Below are 15,647 nucleotides of genomic sequence, written 5' to 3'. Positions count from 1 at the left end.
CCGACTGGGAGAGCAGCATGTCCGATTTCGATCTCGTTCTGAAAGGCACCGTTGTTCTCCCCGAAAGGATCGTCGAGGGCGGCCACGTGGCGGTGCGCGACGGCAAGGTGGTGCATGTCGGGCAAAGGGCTGCACCCGCCGCGCGGGAGCGGCATGATCTCGGCAACGCGCTGATCCTGCCCGGGGCCGTCGACGCGCAGGTGCATTCGCTGTCGCAGAAGAACCAGGAGGATTTCCTCTGGTCGACCCGCTCGGCGGCGGCCGGCGGTGTGACCACTATTGTCGACATGCCCTATGACGAGGGCAATCTTGTCTGTTCGGCCGAGGCTCTTCGTCGCAAGATCGACCATGCGGGACCGCAGGCGCGCGTCGACTTCGCGCTCTATGGCACCGTGGACCCGGAGGAGGGACCGGCGCGCATCGGCGAGATGGTGGAGGCGGGTGTCGCCGCCTTCAAGTTCTCGACCTTCGGCACCGATCCAAAGCGCTTTCCCCGCATTCCGGCAGCCCTTCTCGAAGACTGCTTCCGGGCGATCGCGCCAACCGGGCTTTCAGCCGGCGTCCACAACGAGGATGACGAGGCGGTGCGTGCCGCGATCGACAAGGTCAAGGCGGCTGGCATCACCGACTACCGCGCCCATGGGCTGTCGCGTCCGCCGCTGACGGAACTGCTCGCCACCAACCAGATCTACGAGACGGGTGCCGCCACGGGCTGCCCGGCGCATGTGGTGCACTGCTCGCTCGGGCGCGGCTATGAGATTGCCGCCGCCTATCGCGCCCAGGGCTACAAAGCGACGATCGAGTGCTGCATCCACTACCTGACGCTCGACGAGGAAAACGATGTTCGCCGTCTCGGCGGCAAGGCCAAGATCAACCCGCCGATCCGGCCGCACGCCGAGGTGGAAAAGCTCTGGCGGCACGTGGCCGACGGCACGGTGACGATGGTCTCGACCGATCACGTCAGCTGGTCTGAGGATCGCAAGACCAATCCGGACATGCTGGCGAACGCGTCTGGCGTTCCGGGGCTCGAAGTCATGGTGCCGCTCTTCGTCAAGGGCGCGCTGGAGCGCGGCATTCCCTTGACGCGCGCAGCCGAGCTGATGACGCTGAACCCGGCCAGGCATTTCCGTCTTGATCATCAGAAGGGTGCGCTGGAACCTGGAAAGGATGCCGACATCATCGTCATGACGCCGGAGCCCTATGTCTATGATGCGGCCGAGAGCGGTCACAACGTCGTCGGCTGGTCGCCCTATAATGGCATTCGACTGCCCTGGCGCGTTTCAGCGACCTATCTGCGGGGCAGGCTTGCGTTCGATGGTCGCCAGGTTTTGGCCGAGCCGGGCGCGGGACAGTTTGTCCGGCCACTCGCCACTTTGGCTCTGTAAAGCGGAATGCGGAAAAGTGCGTGCGATTTTCCGCCCGCATCCGGCATCGAGATGTAGGAAATGTGATGAGCAAGACCGCCCACAAAGTTCCGGCCAATCTGCCCGTCAATGCCAGCCGGATTGCCGGCATCGTCAACGGCTTGGCTGGTATCACCGAGCCGGACCGGCCCTACACACGCCGCGCCTTCACGCCGCTGTTCCTCGAAGGCCGGGCCTTTCTCGACCGGCGTTTTCGCGCGGCCGGGCTTGAAACCCGCATCGACGCCGCCGGTAACCTGATCGGCCGGCGCAAGGGGAAAAAGTCGGCGCTCGGCACCATCCTGCTCGGCTCCCATTCCGACACGGTGCCGGATGGCGGCCGCTTCGATGGCATCGCCGGCGTGGCGGCGGCGCTTGAAGTGGCGCGCGCGCTTTCTGACAACGGCATCGACCTCGACCACGATCTGGAGATCGTTGATTTCCTGGCCGAGGAAGTGTCGATCTTCGGCGTTTCCTGCGTCGGCAGCCGCGGCATGGCGGGCGTGCTGCCCGATGGGTGGCTCAGCCGCACGCAAGGGGATCTGAGCCTCAGGCAGGGTATCGTCGAAGTGGGCGGTGACCCCTCCAGGCTTTCCGGCTCGAAACGCTCCGACATCAAGGCCTTCCTCGAACTGCACATCGAACAGGGGCCCATACTGGAGACTGGGCGGCTCGATGTCGGGGTGGTCACCGCCATCTCGGGCATCACCCGCATCGAGATCATCGTCGAGGGCCAGGCGGACCATGCCGGTACGACTCCGATGGGGCATCGGCGCGACGCGCTGGTTGCCGCCTCGCATCTGGTGTTGGAGATCGAGCGGCTGGCGACGGAATTTTCTCACGGCGACGGGCATTTCACCGCGACGGTCGGTGAATTCTCGATCGAGCCGAATGCAGCCAATGTGGTGCCGTCTCGCGTCCGGCTGCTGATCGATGCGCGTGCCGAGCTGCGGCCGCAAATGGAGCGGTTTCTGGCAACGCTCGGCTCCCTTTGCCAGGGTGTCGCCGAGGCGTCGGGCGTGACGATCCCGCCCGCCAATGTGATCTCGGACAACCACCCGACGCCGGGCGATCCGCTCCTGCTTTCGACGCTTGAAGAAAGCTGCGATGCGATCGGCGCCAAGCATCGGCGCATGGCCTCCGGCGCCGGTCACGACACCGCCTGGATGGGACGCATCACCCGTTCGGCGATGATCTTCATTCCCTGCCTCGGCGGGCGCTCGCATGCGCCGGAGGAGTGGGCCGAAAACGATGATATCGCGCTCGGCGCGGCCGTTCTCTTCGATGCGGTGAAGCGACTCGACAAGAAATTGCAGGAGAAGGTGTGAGATGGGCCGGATACTGAAGGAAAAGGATGTCGAGGCAGCGGTCAAGGGCGGTTCCGTCTATGCCGCAGGCGGCGGCGGCTGGGCCGATCATGGTCGTATGCTCGGCTATGCAGCGGTCTCGATCGGCAAACCCGAGCTCGTCTCGATCGACGAACTCGAGGCACAGGACTGGGTGGCTACGGCCGCCGCGATCGGTGCACCGGCCTCGACCACGCCTTGGGAGATGCGTGGGGTCGATTACGTCAAGGCCGTGCAGCTGTTGCAGGAGGCGCTCGGCGAGAAGCTCTCGGGGCTCATCATCGGCCAGAACGGCAAGTCCTCGACGCTGAACGGCTGGCTGCCGTCGGCGATACTCGGCACCAAGGTGGTGGACGCGGTCGGCGACATCCGCGCGCACCCGACCGGTGACATGGGCTCGATCGGCCTTGCCGGTTCGCCCGAGCCGATGATCCAGACGGCGGTCGGCGGCAATCGCGACGAGAACCGCTATATCGAGCTGGTCGTGCGCGGCGCCACGGCCAAGGTCTCGCCGGTCTTGCGCACCGCCTCCGACATGTCCGGCGGCTTCATTGCCTCCTGCCGCAATCCGGTCAGGGCATCCTATGTGAAAGCCAATGCGGCGCTGGGCGGCATCTCGCTGGCGCTGGCGCTCGGCGAGGCGATCATCGCGGCGGAAGCCAAGGGCGGCAGCGCAGTGATCGACGCGATCGTCAAGACGACCAATGGCGCGATTCTCGCCGAGGGCACGATCACTGACAAATCGGTCGTCTATACCAAGGAAGCCTTCGACATCGGCACGGTGACGCTGGGGAAGGGCGCTGACTCAACGGTATTGCACGTGATGAACGAGTATATGGCGGTTGACTCTGCGGAAGGCACGCGGCTTGCGACCTTCCCCGACGTCATCACCACGCTGTCGCGGGAGGGCGAGCCTTTGAGTGTCGGCCAGCTGCAGGTGGGCATGAGGATCTTCGTGCTGCATGTGCCGAAGACGGTGATCCCGCTGTCCTCCAGCGTGCTCGACCCGACGGTCTATCCATCGGTTGAAAAGGCGATGGGCATCGAGCTCGCCCGCTACGCGCTTTCCAGCCGTAGCTGACGGGAGCAGGGTGATGGCGCGCGATGCAGGGCTAGAGGAACTAATCCGCGAAGAGCTCGGTGACCGCGCCGGGCTTTCGGAAAAAGCCATGTTCGGCGGCTGGGCCTATCTGCTTCAAGGCAACCTGCTACTTGGCGCGCGCGAGGGCTCTCTGCTCGTGCGCCTCGGCAAGGGCAATGACGGCTGGGCGTTGGCGTTGCCGGATATCGAGCTGATGGTGATGAACGGACGGGCGATGCATGGCTGGGTGCGCGCAGGGGCGGATGCCTATGGCGATGATGCGCTGCGCCGGCGGTTGCTGGATGGGGCGATCGCGTTCGTCGAGACGCTGCCGCCGAAGTGAATGAGGCTCGCTGCCTCGGCGGCGAGCCTCATTGGCCGCTCTCGCCAGTGCGTGTCGGGCCGTCACCACCCGTCGCCACAAGCATGAGAGGCGGCGACTTGCGCGTGCCACGAATGCAAGGGAGCAGGGATCTGCCCCCGCCATAAACGAGAGGCAGCGACCTCCCGTCGCCATGAATGCGTGGGGCAACCACCCCGCCGACAAGACAAAGAGGAACGAGACGATGCCCAAGGCCAATCCCCGTCATCCTGGTTTTCCCATCCCCGGTGGACCGGAGCTGCGCGCCAAGGGCTGGCGGCAGGAAGCGCTGCTGCGGCTCCTGGAAAACGTGCTTTCGGTCGGCGAGGATCCTGACAATCTGGTCGTCTATGCAGCACTTGGCAAGGCGGCGCGCAACTGGCCGGCGCACCGGGCTATCGTCAAGACGCTCATCGAAATGGACGAGGACCAGACGCTCGTCATCCAGTCCGGCAAGCCGGTGGGGCTCTTGAAGACCCACGCCAAGGCGCCGCTCGTCATCATGGCCAATTGCAACATTGTCGGCCAATGGGCGAACGCCGAGGTGTTCTATGATTTGCAGCGAAAAGGGTTGATCTGCTGGGGCGGGCTGACGGCCGGCGCCTGGCAATATATCGGCAGCCAGGGCGTGATCCAGGGCACCTACGAGATCTTCATGCGCATCGCCGAACGCCGTTTCGGCGGCGATCTCTCCGGGCGTTTCGTGCTGACGGCGGGGCTTGGCGGCATGGGCGGCGCCCAGCCGCTTGCCGGCCGGATGGCGGGGGCGGCGATCCTCTGTGTCGATATCGACGCGGAGCGGGCGAAGAAGCGCCGGGAGATCGGCTATCTGCAGGAGATCGCGCCCGATCTCGATACTGCGCTCTCGATGATCGACGCGGCAGTGAAGGACAAGCGGGCGCTCTCCGTCGGCCTCGTCGGCAATGCGGCTGAGATCTATCCGGAGATCGCCCGGCGTGGCATCGTGCCCGACGTCGTCACCGACCAGACGTCAGCGCATGATCTTGTCTACGGCTATGTGCCGAAGGGCATGAGCCTCGACCAGGTGAAATCGCTGCGCGACGACGGCCAGGGGCAATTGATGGCGGCGAGCCGCGCCTCGATCGTCGAGCACGTCAAGGCGATGCTCGACTTCCAGCAGAAGGGCGCGGAAGTCTTCGACAACGGCAACCTCATCCGCACCCAGGCGCGCGAGGGCGGCGTTGCCAATGCCTTCGACATCCCGATCTTCACCGAGGCCTATCTGCGTCCGCTCTTTGCCCGCGCCATCGGCCCCTTCCGCTGGATGGCGCTTTCCGGCGAGGAGAGCGACATCGCCCGGATCGACGATCTGCTGCTCGACATGTTTCCGCACAACCGCATCGTCACCAACTGGATCAGGCTTGCGCGCCAGCATATTCCCTTCGAGGGCCTGCCGGCCCGCATCGCCTGGCTCGGCCACGGCGAACGCACGGCGCTGGCGCGGCGCGTCAACGAACTGGTGGCATCTGGCGAACTCAAAGGCCCGATCGCGTTTTCCCGCGACCATCTCGATGCCGGCGCCATGGCGCATCCGAACATCATGACCGAGCGGATGAAGGACGGCTCGGACGCGATCGCCGACTGGCCGCTACTCGACGCCATGCTGCTCTGCTCCTCCATGGCCGATCTCGTGGTCGTCCATTCCGGTGGTGGCGGTTATGCCGGCTACATGACGAGCTGCGGCGTGACCGTTGTTGCCGACGGCACGGTCGAGGCCGACGAGCGCCTCGACTATGCCCTCACCAACGACACCTCGCTTGGCGTCATCCGCTATGCGGATGCCGGCTATGACGAGAGCCTTGAGGAGATCGCCGCCAAGGGCATCGGGCATGTGAAGGTGTAAGGACCTGTGAAGGTGTAAGGACCTGGCGGCGGCTTTGCCATAAGCAGTTTTGCACCTGTTACGGCACTCTGGAATCCATTTCAGGATAAAGAACAACGCTCTCCTGCGCGGTTGGCTCGTTGCGCGCCCCGATAAATACGGCTGGTTGGTCAGCTCGATTAACGGCCACGTGCAACACGTTGGCGGGGATGTACAGATAGTCTCCTGGGTGCATCACATCCCGGTGCTGGAGTTCATCGCCACTCCATAGTTCCAGCTCTTCGCCGCTCAACATGTAGAAGGCAGTTTCGTGGCGCTCATGCACATGCGCCTTGGTGCGCTTTCCAGGCGGTATCGTAGCGATACCGAGCCACAGTGCGGTGGAGCCAACCGACTCTGCACTAATGCCGGGCAGGTAATCGGGCCCCTGTTCAGCCCGGTAACCGGCGTCCCCTTTGGATACGAGGGCCTTGCCCCGCGAGAAGCCTGGACGCGCGTCGGTTCGTTCTTCTGAAATCGTCATTTTTCGGTCTCCTCTGTGGTAGTCTGGTCGACCTGCGCAAAGGATCGCAAGAAGACCGGCTGGAGTCCTGAATGGGAGGGCGAAAAGTTCCGAATTCTTCCGAAGACGTCGTGGCCGATAGTGTCGAGCCGCAACTGTTCGCGTTCGGGACATTCATCCTCGACATGGAGCGCGGCGCACTGACGCGTGAAGGGCGGCGGGTCGCAATTGGCCATAAGGGCTTGTTGCTGCTGCACGCGCTGGTGCGAGCGTCGATGCAGGTCGTGAGCAAGTCCGCGCTGATGGAGGCAGCCTGGCCCGCGGCTGTCGTCGAGGAGAGCAATCTCTCGGTTCAGATCGCTGCCTTGCGCAAGATGCTGGGCCCTCAACCGGAGGGGAACGAATGGATCGCCACCGTGCCGCGTGCGGGCTATCGTTTTGCCGCCCGGGTGAATAGCCTGCATCCGGTTGCCGCTGATGCGTCGCCGGCACTGCCAGGTTCGCCCGCGAACCCGGGCAGACCATCGATCGTGGTCCTACCGTTTGCAAATCTGAGCAGTGACAAGCAACAGTCGTATCTGGTCGATGGCATCACCGAAGATGTGATCACCGCGCTTACGAGATTTCGGTGGTTTCGGGTCATCGGGCGCAATTCAAGTTTCGTCTACAAGCACAAGTCGGTGAGCGCCAAGCAGGTGGGCCGAGACCTGGATGTCGATTACGTGCTCGAAGGAAGCGTGCGCCGCTCCGGCGGCCGTCTTCGGGTCTCCACGCAACTGGTCGAGACCACCTCGGCCAGCCAGGTCTGGGCCGAACGGTATGACCTGGAAATGGAAGAGGCATTCGCAGTTCAAGACGCCATCGCAGAGAGAGTTGCAGGTGCGATTGAACCAGAACTGTTGAAGACGGCATCATTCCCCTCGCCGGCGCGGCACACGGGAAATTTGTCGGCGTGGGAGATCGTGCGGCAGGGGACCTGGTATTTTCACCAGGTTGGCCAGCAGACCCACTTGATGGCGCGAGAGCTATTCAGGGAGGCGTGTCGGCTTGATCCCGAGCTTGCCGAAGCGCATCTCTGGCTTGGTCGCGTGAGCGCAGGCATCGTCGCCTATGGATGGAGCGAGCTTCCTTCCGATGACATCAGAGAGGGTTTGGACGCCGCCTTGGCAGCCGTTCGGCTCGACGAAAAGAACCCGTACACACACTATGCGCTGGCGATCTGCAGCGCGTACGCGAATGCGCCCGAGCAGGCGGTCCTCGCCGCCGAAAGGGCGATCGAGATCAGCCCGAGTTTCGCCCTTGGCCACCTTGTCCTGGGGATGGCGGAGCTGTTCAGGGGGAACGCGTCCGGTGCCATAGCGTCGCTTGAACACGGTCTCATGTTGAACGCCAATGACCCGCAGAACTTCGTCTGGCTGAATTTTCTGGCGCTCGCCCACCTGTTTGCAGGCGATGGAACAAACGCGCTCGCTGCTGCCGTGAAGGCCCAAAAGGTGCGCCCCGGATGGCGGCCGGTCCAAGAAACGCTGGCCTGCTGTTATGCGGCTGCCGGGCGTCTTGCAGAGGCTCGATCATCGCGCGCGTTGATGAGCGAATTGGAGAACGTGTCAGGCGACGCTCTAGAGCCGCTAAGACAGCGCAATCCGCATTGGCAGAAACGATTGGCGGAATTGTTGCAACAAATCCCGAGCAACTTGCTTCAGACGCCTCAACCTTCCTGACTTCCTTGCTGCTTTGCCATTCTCAAAAATCACGCCCGCTCACGCAGGCGATCTGACGACGTACCTTCCACCGTTTCTGCTGACGGCGCTCGAGCGGTGAGCCGGTGTCTTGGTGTCGCGCCTGCCACACGTTACAATGCACGCCTCACTGCCCGGAGGCGATCATGACATCGAGCTTCAATGTGCAGAGTGCTGCCGGCTACGAACAGTTGATGGGCCGGTGGAGCCGGCGGCTTGCGCCGCCATTCATCGACTTTGCGGGTGTTGCCGACGGTGAGCGGGTGCTGGATGTCGGTTGCGGCACGGGCAGCCTTACCTTTGCCTTACCGCGCGCGGCCGATGTCAGCGAGATCGTTGCAATCGACTTTTCGCCTGTTTTCGTCGAAGCGACGATCCGGGCGAGTTCAGATCCGCGGATCAAAGTCCAGCAGGCCGACGCCTGCGCGCTGCCCTTTGCCGATGCATCCTTCGACCGGGCGATGGCGCTGCTGGTGCTGCATTTCGTGCCGGAATCGGGAAAGGCGGTCGCCGAGATGCGCCGAGTCACCCGGCCGGGCGGCGTCGTTGCAGCCGTTGTTTGGGATCACTTTGGCGGCATGCCGGGCATGCGCATGGTGCTCGATGTGGCGGCGATGCTGGATGGAAATGCCGAGCAGGTGCGCAGTCGCTATTGTTTCCAGCCGATGATGCGGCCCGGGGAAATGATGCAGAACTTTGCGGCGCACGGTCTTGAAAGGGTCGAGCAGACGTCACTGATGATCCGCATGGACTATCAGTCGTTCGAGGATTTCTGGCAGCCGATCGCGGCGGGCGAAGGACCGCTCGGCAAATACATCGGTGCGCTGGATTCTGGTCAGCGGGCGAAGATCGATGCGGCGGTCAGGGCCGCCTACCAGGCTGGCCAGCCCGATGGGCCGCGGTCCTTTGCGGCGGTTGCCTGGGCCTGCCGGGGGATTGTTCCTGGGGCGTAGCGGGCTCCTCACTTGCCGCCGTCATTCCTCACCATTTCTGTCGTCGACTGGTGGCAGGAAGCGATAGCGCCCGCGACTGATCTTCACCACCTTGCCTTCAGCGACCAGCTTTTTCAGTTCCTTGGCGATGCGGTAGCATTCCGCTGCGCTGTAATCCTTCATGACGCCGAAGTGATGCAACACGCGGCACATCTGCGCCCATTCTTGAACCGGCTCATGCCTTGCCATCTCGTGATTGCGAGCATTGGGACCGCCTCACGGCGTGGGCCTTCCGGCGCTCACTTCTTCAGTGTCGGATTTTCCGCCGCGGCACTTCACCATGACGGGATGTTACCGCACTCTCTGTTCATCACACCACCGTCTCGCCGCCGTCCACCACCAGGATCTGGCCGGTCATGTAGGAGGAGCGGTCGGAAACGAGGAAGAGGATCGACTCGGCGATCTCCTCGACGCTGGCCCAGCGGCCGAGCGGCACCTTTTCGCGGATATAGGATTCGATTGCGCCGCGGCCGCCCATTTGCGCGATGAACGGTTCGTTGAAGGGGGTGTCGACCCAGCCGGGGCAGAGCGCGTTGACGCGAATGCCGTGGCGGGCGTAGTCGCCGGCCATCTGCTTGGTCATGGCGATGACGGCGTGTTTGGTGGTCGTGTAGGCGATCATCTCGCGGTCGTAGAGCACGCCCGAGGATGAGGAGGTGTTGAGGATGACGCCGCGGCCGGCGGCGCGCATCGACGGCATGACCAGCCGCGCTGCCATGAAATGGGCGCGGACATTGAGGTTCCAGGAGCGGTCGAAGCCGGCGACCTCGACCTCTTCCAGGTCCCCCGCGACCTGGGCGCCGGCGTGGTTGTGCAGAATGTCGATGCGGCCGTGGCGATAGAGGATATCGGCGATGCCGTCAGAAAGGGCCGAGTCATCCGTCACGTCGATGGTGAGCGCCTCGGCGCTGCCGCCTTTGGCGGCGATTGCCTCGACGGCGGTTGCCGCGGCCGAAAGGCTGCGGTCGATGACGACGACATGGGCGCCTTCGCGCGCCATGATGGCCGCACCCGCCTGACCGATCCCGGAGCCCGCTCCGGTCACGATCGCGACCCGGTCTTTCAGGATCATGGTTTCACTCCCCGGATTTCGTTTTCTTTTCCCGCATCAGGATGCGGGCGGTCAGGATCAGAAGCAGCGAGGCGACGAGCACCAGCGTCGCGATCGCGTTGATCTCGGGCGTCACGCCGCGGCGGATCGAGGCGAAGACGTAGATCGGCAGCGTGGTCTTCGAGCCCGCGACGAAGAAGGCGATGATGAAATCGTCGAAGGAGAAGGTGAAGGCCAGAAGAAAGCCGGCAAGGATCGACGGCAGGATCTGCGGCAACACGATCAGCCGGAAGGTGGTGAGCGGTGTCGCGTAAAGGTCGCTCGATGCCTCGACGATATCGCGGCCGAGGCTGGCGATGCGGGCCTTCACGATCATCGTCACCAGCGCCATCGAGAACAGGCCGTGAGCGGCGATGATAGAGCCGTAGCCAAGGCCGAGCTGCGGCGGCTGGTCGCCGGGCCAGATCGTCGCCAGCGCCGGGTTGACGAAGGAGAAGACGGCAACGAGGGCGACCAGCGTGGCGATGCCGATGACCACACCGGGCACGACGATTGCGGCTGCAAACAGCGCATCGAAGATCGCCCGGTTGCGCGGAGCCATCCGCTCCATCCCGAGGGCTGCCATGGTGCCAAAGATCGCGGCGAGTGTGGCGCTGGTAAAGGCGATCAGCAGGCTGTTCTGCAGCGCCGAAACCAGGAAGGTATTTCCAAGCGCCTTGCCGTACCAGGCGGTCGAAAACCCGGTGAACTCGCTCGCATTGCGCCCGGCATTGAAGGAGAACAGGACGACGAGCGCGATCGGGGCGTAGAGGAAGAGGTAGACGGAGGAGATGAAGGCGCGCATCAGACGAGATCCACCTGTCTTGTGCCGGCGACGCGGAAGGCAATGCGCATTGCCACCATCAGGATCACGACGACGACGGCAACCAGCGTGACGGCGATCGCGGAGCCGAACGGCCAGTTTCGCGATTGCAGGAAGAGATCGACCAACGCATTGCCGATGAAGAAAACCTTGCCGCCGCCCAGGAGCTGCGGGATCAGGTATTCGCCGAGCAGCAGGATCGTCACCAGCGCGACGCCGGTCATGACACCCGGCAAGGAGAGCGGCAGGGTGACGCCGAAGAAGGTCGACACCGGCCTCCCGCCGAGGTCGGCGGAGGCCTCGAGCAGGCGGCGATCGAGTTTTTCAAGGCTCACGTAAATGGGCATGATCATCAGCGGCAGGTAGCCGTAGACGATACCGAGAAGCACGGCGCCCGGCGTGTTCAACATCCTCACGTCCTCGATGCCGATCATCGAGAGCAGATTGGGGATCCCGCGCGAGCCAAGAATGTACATCCAGGCATAGGTGCGCACGAGCAGGCTCGTCCAGAAGGGCACGACGACGAGCGACACGAGGATCAGCCGGTAGCGCGGGTTCGCCTTGACCGCCAGATAATAGGCGACCGGATAGGCGATCAGCAGGCAGGCGAGCGCGCCGACCGGCGCGAGGATCAGCGTGTTCCAGAAGGCGGCCGCCCGTGTCGGCAGGTTGGCGAATTGGGCAAAGGTGAAGGCTGCCTGATAGCCGCCTTCCGGTGCGCGTTCGCCGAAAGCGAAGACCAGCATGGCGATGAAGGGCAGCACGAGGAAGATCATCAGCCAGGCCGCGGCCGGCGCCACCAGCGCCGCCGTCACCAGGTTTCTCTTCGTGTTCGTTGCCGCGGTCATAAATTCTTCCGTTCGCGTTTCATCAGCACTTCGATGCGAGCGGGAGGGAAAGGCCCCTCATCCGCCTGCCGGCACCTTCCCCCCGCAGGTGGGGGAAGGGGATTTGTGGCACCCGCCCGGTCCCTTTCTTCCGGCAGAAGCAGGAGGGCGGGGAGCTTGCCGCTTGTTCCTTCTCCCCGCTTGCGGGGAGAAGGTGCCGGCAGGCGGATGAGGGGCAGTCACATGCCAGATCAAGCCGACTTGAAGCGCGCCATCAGTTCGGCGCGGCCGGGGTCGGTGAGGGTCACGGCGGCGCCGAATTCGAGCGGCGTCAGCGCGGCCTCGTCCGGATAGACGATCTTGTTGGAGGTAACGTCGACCGGCAGCAGCTTCATGACGCGGCTGTCGGTGGTCGGTGCGCCGTTGGCGATGTGCTCCTTCATGGCGTTTTCCGGCGCCATCAGATAGTTGAGCAGCGCGTAGCCGGCGGCCTTGTTGGCGGCACTCTTCGGGATCGCGTAGAAGTCCGACCAGATCTCGCCGCCGTCCTTGCCGAGCGTGAACAGGATTTCCGGCATGTCGCGGTTGAGCTGGGCGCCGTCATTGGTCCAGCACATGGTCATCCAGGCATCGGTCGCGCGCATCGACGGCTGGTAGTCGCTGTTGATGGCGTAGAGGTGTGGTTTCACCTTGATCAGCAGTTCCTCGGCCTTGGCGAGTTCGTCCGGCTTGATCGAGTTGAAGGAATAGCCGAGCGACACCAGCGCGTTGCCGATGGTGGTGAGCTGGTAATCGTGCACCATGGCGCGGCCGTCGCCTTCGGTCATGGCGATCTCGAAGAATTCCTTCCAGCTCGTCACCGGCTTCTTGATCTTCGCCGAGTTGACCGCGATGCCGGTCGTGCCCCAGTTCTTCGGCACGGCATAGGTCTTGCCGTCGACGATGCCTTCGTTGGTGAAGCGCGCCGTCTCGGTCGACGCGTCGTAGTTCGCAAGCTTGGAAAGATCGAGTTCGTCGATGAGGCCAAGCTTCACATAGGTCGAGATCGTGTAGTTGGTGGGAACGAAGAGGTCCCAGCCGGTGCCGCCGGCCTGGAGTTTCGCCAGCATCTCTTCGTTGGAGCCGAAGACGTTGACCTCGACGGCAACGCCGGTGGCCGCCTGGAAGGCTTCGAAGGTCGCCGGATCATGGTAGTTCGGCCAGGTGGCGATCGACATCTGCGTGCCGAGGTCGCCGGCAAAGGCGGTGGAATTGAAGAGGCCGGGCTGGCGCGCCAGAACGGCGGTCGCAAGACCGAGGCCGGTGACGCCGAGGAAGTGGCGGCGCGTGACCGAGCCGCGCTTCAGGCGCATCAGTTCGTCCGCGAGCTGGTCGGCGGTGATAGGGGCATTTTCTCTGTACCATTTGCTCATGACGCTGTTCCCTTTATCGTTTGACGTTCATGCGTAGGCGGCAGAACCGGCTTCGGAAGCCGGGCGATGTCAGGCTGGAAAGACGTGAAGCGCGTTCGGATCGAAGGCGAGGCCGACCTTTTCGCCGGGCTCGACCAGCTCGCTGTCGCCGAGCGTGCGGCGGTCGGCCGTCACGAGGAAGTCGCCGAGACCGTCGACCGCGACGGAATATTCGACCGCTGACCCCAGGAAGATCCGGTGGGTGACGGTGCCGGCCAGCGCCGCCGTGCTGACGGCACCGTTGCGCGTCAGGCGGATCGCCTCGGGCCGGAGTGCCACCATGGCCGCCCCCCGTGTGCCGTTGATCGCGGGGGCGGCAAAACGCGTGCCGTTGGCGAGCTCGATCGAGGCGTTGCCGTCGACGGTCGCCGAGATGCGGTTGGTCTTGCCGACGAAATCGGCGACGAAGAGGCTTGCGGGCCTGTCGTAGATTTCCTGCGGCGGGCCGACCTGGACGATGCGACCGGCATTCATGACGCAGACGAAATCGCTCATCGACAGCGCTTCCTCCTGGTCGTGGGTGACGAGCACGAAGGTGATTCCGAGTTCGCGCTGCAGCGTCTGCAGCTCGATCTGCATGGCGGTGCGCAGCTTCTTGTCGAGGGCGGCGAGGGGCTCGTCGAGCAGCAGCACCTTCGGCTTGTTGACGATGGCGCGGGCGAGCGCCACGCGCTGCTGCTGGCCGCCGGACATTTCGTGGATGCGGCGCTTGCCGAAACCGCCGAGCCGTACCATCTCCAGCGCCTCCTGGGCGCGGCGAGAAATCTCGGCGCCGGCGATGCGCGGCCGCATCTGCTTCAGCCCGTAGGAGACGTTCTGCTCGACGTCGAGATGGGGGAACAGCGCATAGTGCTGGAACACCATGTTGACCGGGCGGCGATAGGCGGCAACGCCATTCATCGGCTCGCCGCTGATGAAGACCGTGCCTTCGCTCGGCTGCTCGAAGCCGCCGATCATGCGCAGACACGTGGTCTTGCCGCAACCCGATGGCCCGAGAAGCGCCATGAAGGCGCCGCGCGGCACCTGAAGATTGATGTCGGAAACGGCCGTCACGGCGCCATAACGTTTGGCGACCGAACGGAACTCGATGTCGTTCGTCGAAGCGGATGTCACGTCTGTTCCCTGCGGTTGTTATCGGATGTCGCCAGGATCTTGCATCCTGGCACTCCACCGTCATTGACACACAGCCTAGTCACCGCGTGCCCTGCCGGTATATACCCCGAGAGAGGTATTTCAACGCAGATTGCTCTGTGTGAGGAGTATACCCCAGAGCAGGAAACACCGGCCGGGAGGGCGGTTTGAGCGTCGATCTCGAAGGACTTTTTCAGGTCATGGCGCCGCTGGTGGCGGGTGCCGCGATGGACGACGATGCTGTCGGCTCCACCTATCGGCGGCTGATGTCGACGCTGATGACCTTCGACTACGTGGTTGTCTTTGCCTATCGCGGCAAGGAACGCCCGATCGACCTCTACAGCACCTTCAACGCCAAGGATCACGTGCTCTTCGTCAGCCTCTATCAGGCTGGACCGTACCTGCTCGACCCGTTCTACCACGCGGCGATCAAGAGTGAGCCCGGCGTCTGGCGGATGCGGGAGCTGGCGCCCGACCGGTTCTTCTCCTCGGAATATTATCGCACCTATTATGTGCAGACGGGGCTTGCCGAAGAGGTCGGCTTCTTCGTGCCGATCGACGAGCAGATCACCGTCGTGCTTTCGCTGATGCGGCGCGAGGCGACGGGGACTTTCAGCGCGACGGAGTTCGCGCTGTTGAAAAAGGTGGAGCCGCTGGTCTCCGGCCTGGTGCGCCATCACTGGGCCGATCTCGGCCGCCGGTTCGATGCGGCGCTGGCGAAAACCGGGCGCAGCAGGCGCAAGGCGACGCACCCGCCGGCCGACGGCGTCTGGCAGCATCTCAATCTGACGGACCGCGAAGCCTCGATCATCGAACTGGTGCTGCAGGGCCATTCGTCAGAATCGATCGGCCTCAGGCTCGGCATCTCCACCGGCACGGTGAAGGTTCATCGCCGCAACGTCTATCGCAAGCTCGGCATCTCCTCGCAGACCCAGCTTCTGTCGCTCTATCTGAGAAATCTCGGGCAATAATCCTGCGATCCTTGCACCGCTGATCGGCCGTTCGATCTTCGCCTGCGTTGCCCTTTTTCCGCTTTTGACGAGCCTACGCCGTCTGGC

At 63.8% G+C, this 15,647-nt stretch carries 15 protein-coding genes; 8 read left to right on the top strand and 7 right to left on the bottom strand.

Annotated elements, in window-relative coordinates; translation table 11 throughout:
- Positions 1-17 precede the first annotated feature (17 nt).
- From FA04_RS11380 to FA04_RS11360, 5 genes are all read left to right on the top strand, one after another.
- The gene (locus FA04_RS11380) at positions 18-1,385 is read left to right on the top strand and encodes a dihydroorotase (RefSeq protein WP_034792147.1); all 1,368 of its coding nucleotides are present in this window, start codon (positions 18-20) and stop codon (positions 1,383-1,385) included.
- A gap of 65 nt (positions 1,386-1,450) precedes the next feature.
- Positions 1,451-2,731 carry a Zn-dependent hydrolase gene (locus FA04_RS11375; RefSeq protein ID WP_034792149.1) on the top strand — a complete coding sequence of 427 codons (1,281 nt, stop codon included), beginning with the start codon at positions 1,451-1,453 and terminating at the stop codon, positions 2,729-2,731.
- A 1-nt stretch (position 2,732) separates the two neighbouring features.
- Positions 2,733-3,830 (top strand): DUF917 domain-containing protein, encoded by a 1,098-nt coding sequence (locus FA04_RS11370; RefSeq protein ID WP_034792150.1) that lies wholly within the window; start codon positions 2,733-2,735, stop codon positions 3,828-3,830.
- Positions 3,831-3,843: 13 nt separating this feature from the next.
- Complete coding sequence (locus tag FA04_RS11365) at positions 3,844-4,173, top strand: TfoX/Sxy family protein (protein WP_034792152.1); 330 nt, start codon at positions 3,844-3,846, stop codon at positions 4,171-4,173.
- A gap of 223 nt (positions 4,174-4,396) precedes the next feature.
- Positions 4,397-6,055 carry a urocanate hydratase gene (locus tag FA04_RS11360; protein WP_034793553.1) on the top strand — a complete coding sequence of 553 codons (1,659 nt, stop codon included), beginning with the start codon at positions 4,397-4,399 and terminating at the stop codon, positions 6,053-6,055.
- Between the two features lie 58 nt (positions 6,056-6,113).
- Here FA04_RS11360 and FA04_RS11355 read toward each other — a convergent pair whose 3' ends face one another.
- Entirely contained in the window at positions 6,114-6,557 is a 444-nt protein-coding gene (locus tag FA04_RS11355) for a cupin domain-containing protein (protein ID WP_082572744.1), read from the bottom strand.
- A gap of 71 nt (positions 6,558-6,628) precedes the next feature.
- Here FA04_RS11355 and FA04_RS11350 point away from each other — a divergent pair, with 71 nt between their 5' ends.
- Entirely contained in the window at positions 6,629-8,257 is a 1,629-nt protein-coding gene (locus FA04_RS11350; protein ID WP_082572745.1) for a winged helix-turn-helix domain-containing tetratricopeptide repeat protein, read from the top strand.
- Positions 8,258-8,421: 164 nt separating this feature from the next.
- The gene (locus tag FA04_RS11345; RefSeq protein WP_034792154.1) at positions 8,422-9,228 is read left to right on the top strand and encodes a class I SAM-dependent methyltransferase; all 807 of its coding nucleotides are present in this window, start codon (positions 8,422-8,424) and stop codon (positions 9,226-9,228) included.
- A gap of 21 nt (positions 9,229-9,249) precedes the next feature.
- On the opposite strand, the gene FA04_RS35120 is transcribed toward FA04_RS11345, so the two are convergent.
- The 6 genes from FA04_RS35120 to FA04_RS11320 all read right to left on the bottom strand — a co-directional run bounded on the left by FA04_RS35120 (position 9,250) and on the right by FA04_RS11320 (position 14,571).
- Positions 9,250-9,420: a hypothetical protein gene (locus tag FA04_RS35120; RefSeq protein WP_156552976.1), complete on the bottom strand. Its 171-nt coding sequence runs from the start codon at positions 9,418-9,420 to the stop codon at positions 9,250-9,252.
- 157 nt (positions 9,421-9,577) lie between these two features.
- Complete coding sequence (locus tag FA04_RS11340; RefSeq protein ID WP_034792159.1) at positions 9,578-10,339, bottom strand: SDR family NAD(P)-dependent oxidoreductase; 762 nt, start codon at positions 10,337-10,339, stop codon at positions 9,578-9,580.
- A gap of 4 nt (positions 10,340-10,343) precedes the next feature.
- A complete protein-coding gene (locus tag FA04_RS11335; RefSeq protein WP_029742634.1) occupies positions 10,344-11,162 on the bottom strand; it encodes an ABC transporter permease in 819 nt (272 codons plus the stop codon).
- Positions 11,162-12,028 (bottom strand): ABC transporter permease, encoded by an 867-nt coding sequence (locus FA04_RS11330; protein WP_029742635.1) that lies wholly within the window; start codon positions 12,026-12,028, stop codon positions 11,162-11,164. Before FA04_RS11330 ends, FA04_RS11335 begins: the two co-directional genes overlap by 1 nt.
- A gap of 230 nt (positions 12,029-12,258) precedes the next feature.
- Complete coding sequence (locus FA04_RS11325; RefSeq protein WP_029742636.1) at positions 12,259-13,419, bottom strand: polyamine ABC transporter substrate-binding protein; 1,161 nt, start codon at positions 13,417-13,419, stop codon at positions 12,259-12,261.
- A 69-nt stretch (positions 13,420-13,488) separates the two neighbouring features.
- Positions 13,489-14,571 carry an ABC transporter ATP-binding protein gene (locus FA04_RS11320; RefSeq protein ID WP_034792163.1) on the bottom strand — a complete coding sequence of 361 codons (1,083 nt, stop codon included), beginning with the start codon at positions 14,569-14,571 and terminating at the stop codon, positions 13,489-13,491.
- Between the two features lie 245 nt (positions 14,572-14,816).
- Here FA04_RS11320 and FA04_RS11315 point away from each other — a divergent pair, with 245 nt between their 5' ends.
- Positions 14,817-15,560, top strand: coding sequence for a helix-turn-helix transcriptional regulator (locus FA04_RS11315; RefSeq protein ID WP_164475044.1), 744 nt, complete (start codon positions 14,817-14,819; stop codon positions 15,558-15,560).
- Positions 15,561-15,647 lie beyond the last annotated feature (87 nt).

This window comes from Ensifer adhaerens, from assembly GCF_000697965.2.
Lineage (GTDB): Bacteria > Pseudomonadota > Alphaproteobacteria > Rhizobiales > Rhizobiaceae > Ensifer > Ensifer adhaerens.
Note: the sequence above shows the minus strand (reverse complement) of the source record. Positions and strands in the feature narration are given on the sequence as shown.

Excerpts from the sequence above, each read along its gene's own strand:
- FA04_RS11380 (WP_034792147.1), top strand. The coding sequence starts at position 18 with ATGTCCGATTTCGATCTCGTTCTGAAAGGCACCGTTGTTCTCCCCGAA.
- FA04_RS11375 (WP_034792149.1), top strand. The coding sequence starts at position 1,451 with ATGAGCAAGACCGCCCACAAAGTTCCGGCCAATCTGCCCGTCAATGCC.
- FA04_RS11370 (WP_034792150.1), top strand. The coding sequence starts at position 2,733 with ATGGGCCGGATACTGAAGGAAAAGGATGTCGAGGCAGCGGTCAAGGGC.
- FA04_RS11365 (WP_034792152.1), top strand. The coding sequence starts at position 3,844 with ATGGCGCGCGATGCAGGGCTAGAGGAACTAATCCGCGAAGAGCTCGGT.
- FA04_RS11360 (WP_034793553.1), top strand. The coding sequence starts at position 4,397 with ATGCCCAAGGCCAATCCCCGTCATCCTGGTTTTCCCATCCCCGGTGGA.
- FA04_RS11355 (WP_082572744.1), bottom strand. The coding sequence starts at position 6,557 with ATGACGATTTCAGAAGAACGAACCGACGCGCGTCCAGGCTTCTCGCGG.
- FA04_RS11350 (WP_082572745.1), top strand. The coding sequence starts at position 6,629 with ATGGGAGGGCGAAAAGTTCCGAATTCTTCCGAAGACGTCGTGGCCGAT.
- FA04_RS11345 (WP_034792154.1), top strand. The coding sequence starts at position 8,422 with ATGACATCGAGCTTCAATGTGCAGAGTGCTGCCGGCTACGAACAGTTG.
- FA04_RS35120 (WP_156552976.1), bottom strand. The coding sequence starts at position 9,420 with ATGTGCCGCGTGTTGCATCACTTCGGCGTCATGAAGGATTACAGCGCA.
- FA04_RS11340 (WP_034792159.1), bottom strand. The coding sequence starts at position 10,339 with ATGATCCTGAAAGACCGGGTCGCGATCGTGACCGGAGCGGGCTCCGGG.
- FA04_RS11335 (WP_029742634.1), bottom strand. The coding sequence starts at position 11,162 with ATGCGCGCCTTCATCTCCTCCGTCTACCTCTTCCTCTACGCCCCGATC.
- FA04_RS11330 (WP_029742635.1), bottom strand. The coding sequence starts at position 12,028 with ATGACCGCGGCAACGAACACGAAGAGAAACCTGGTGACGGCGGCGCTG.
- FA04_RS11325 (WP_029742636.1), bottom strand. The coding sequence starts at position 13,419 with ATGAGCAAATGGTACAGAGAAAATGCCCCTATCACCGCCGACCAGCTC.
- FA04_RS11315 (WP_164475044.1), top strand. The coding sequence starts at position 14,817 with ATGGACGACGATGCTGTCGGCTCCACCTATCGGCGGCTGATGTCGACG.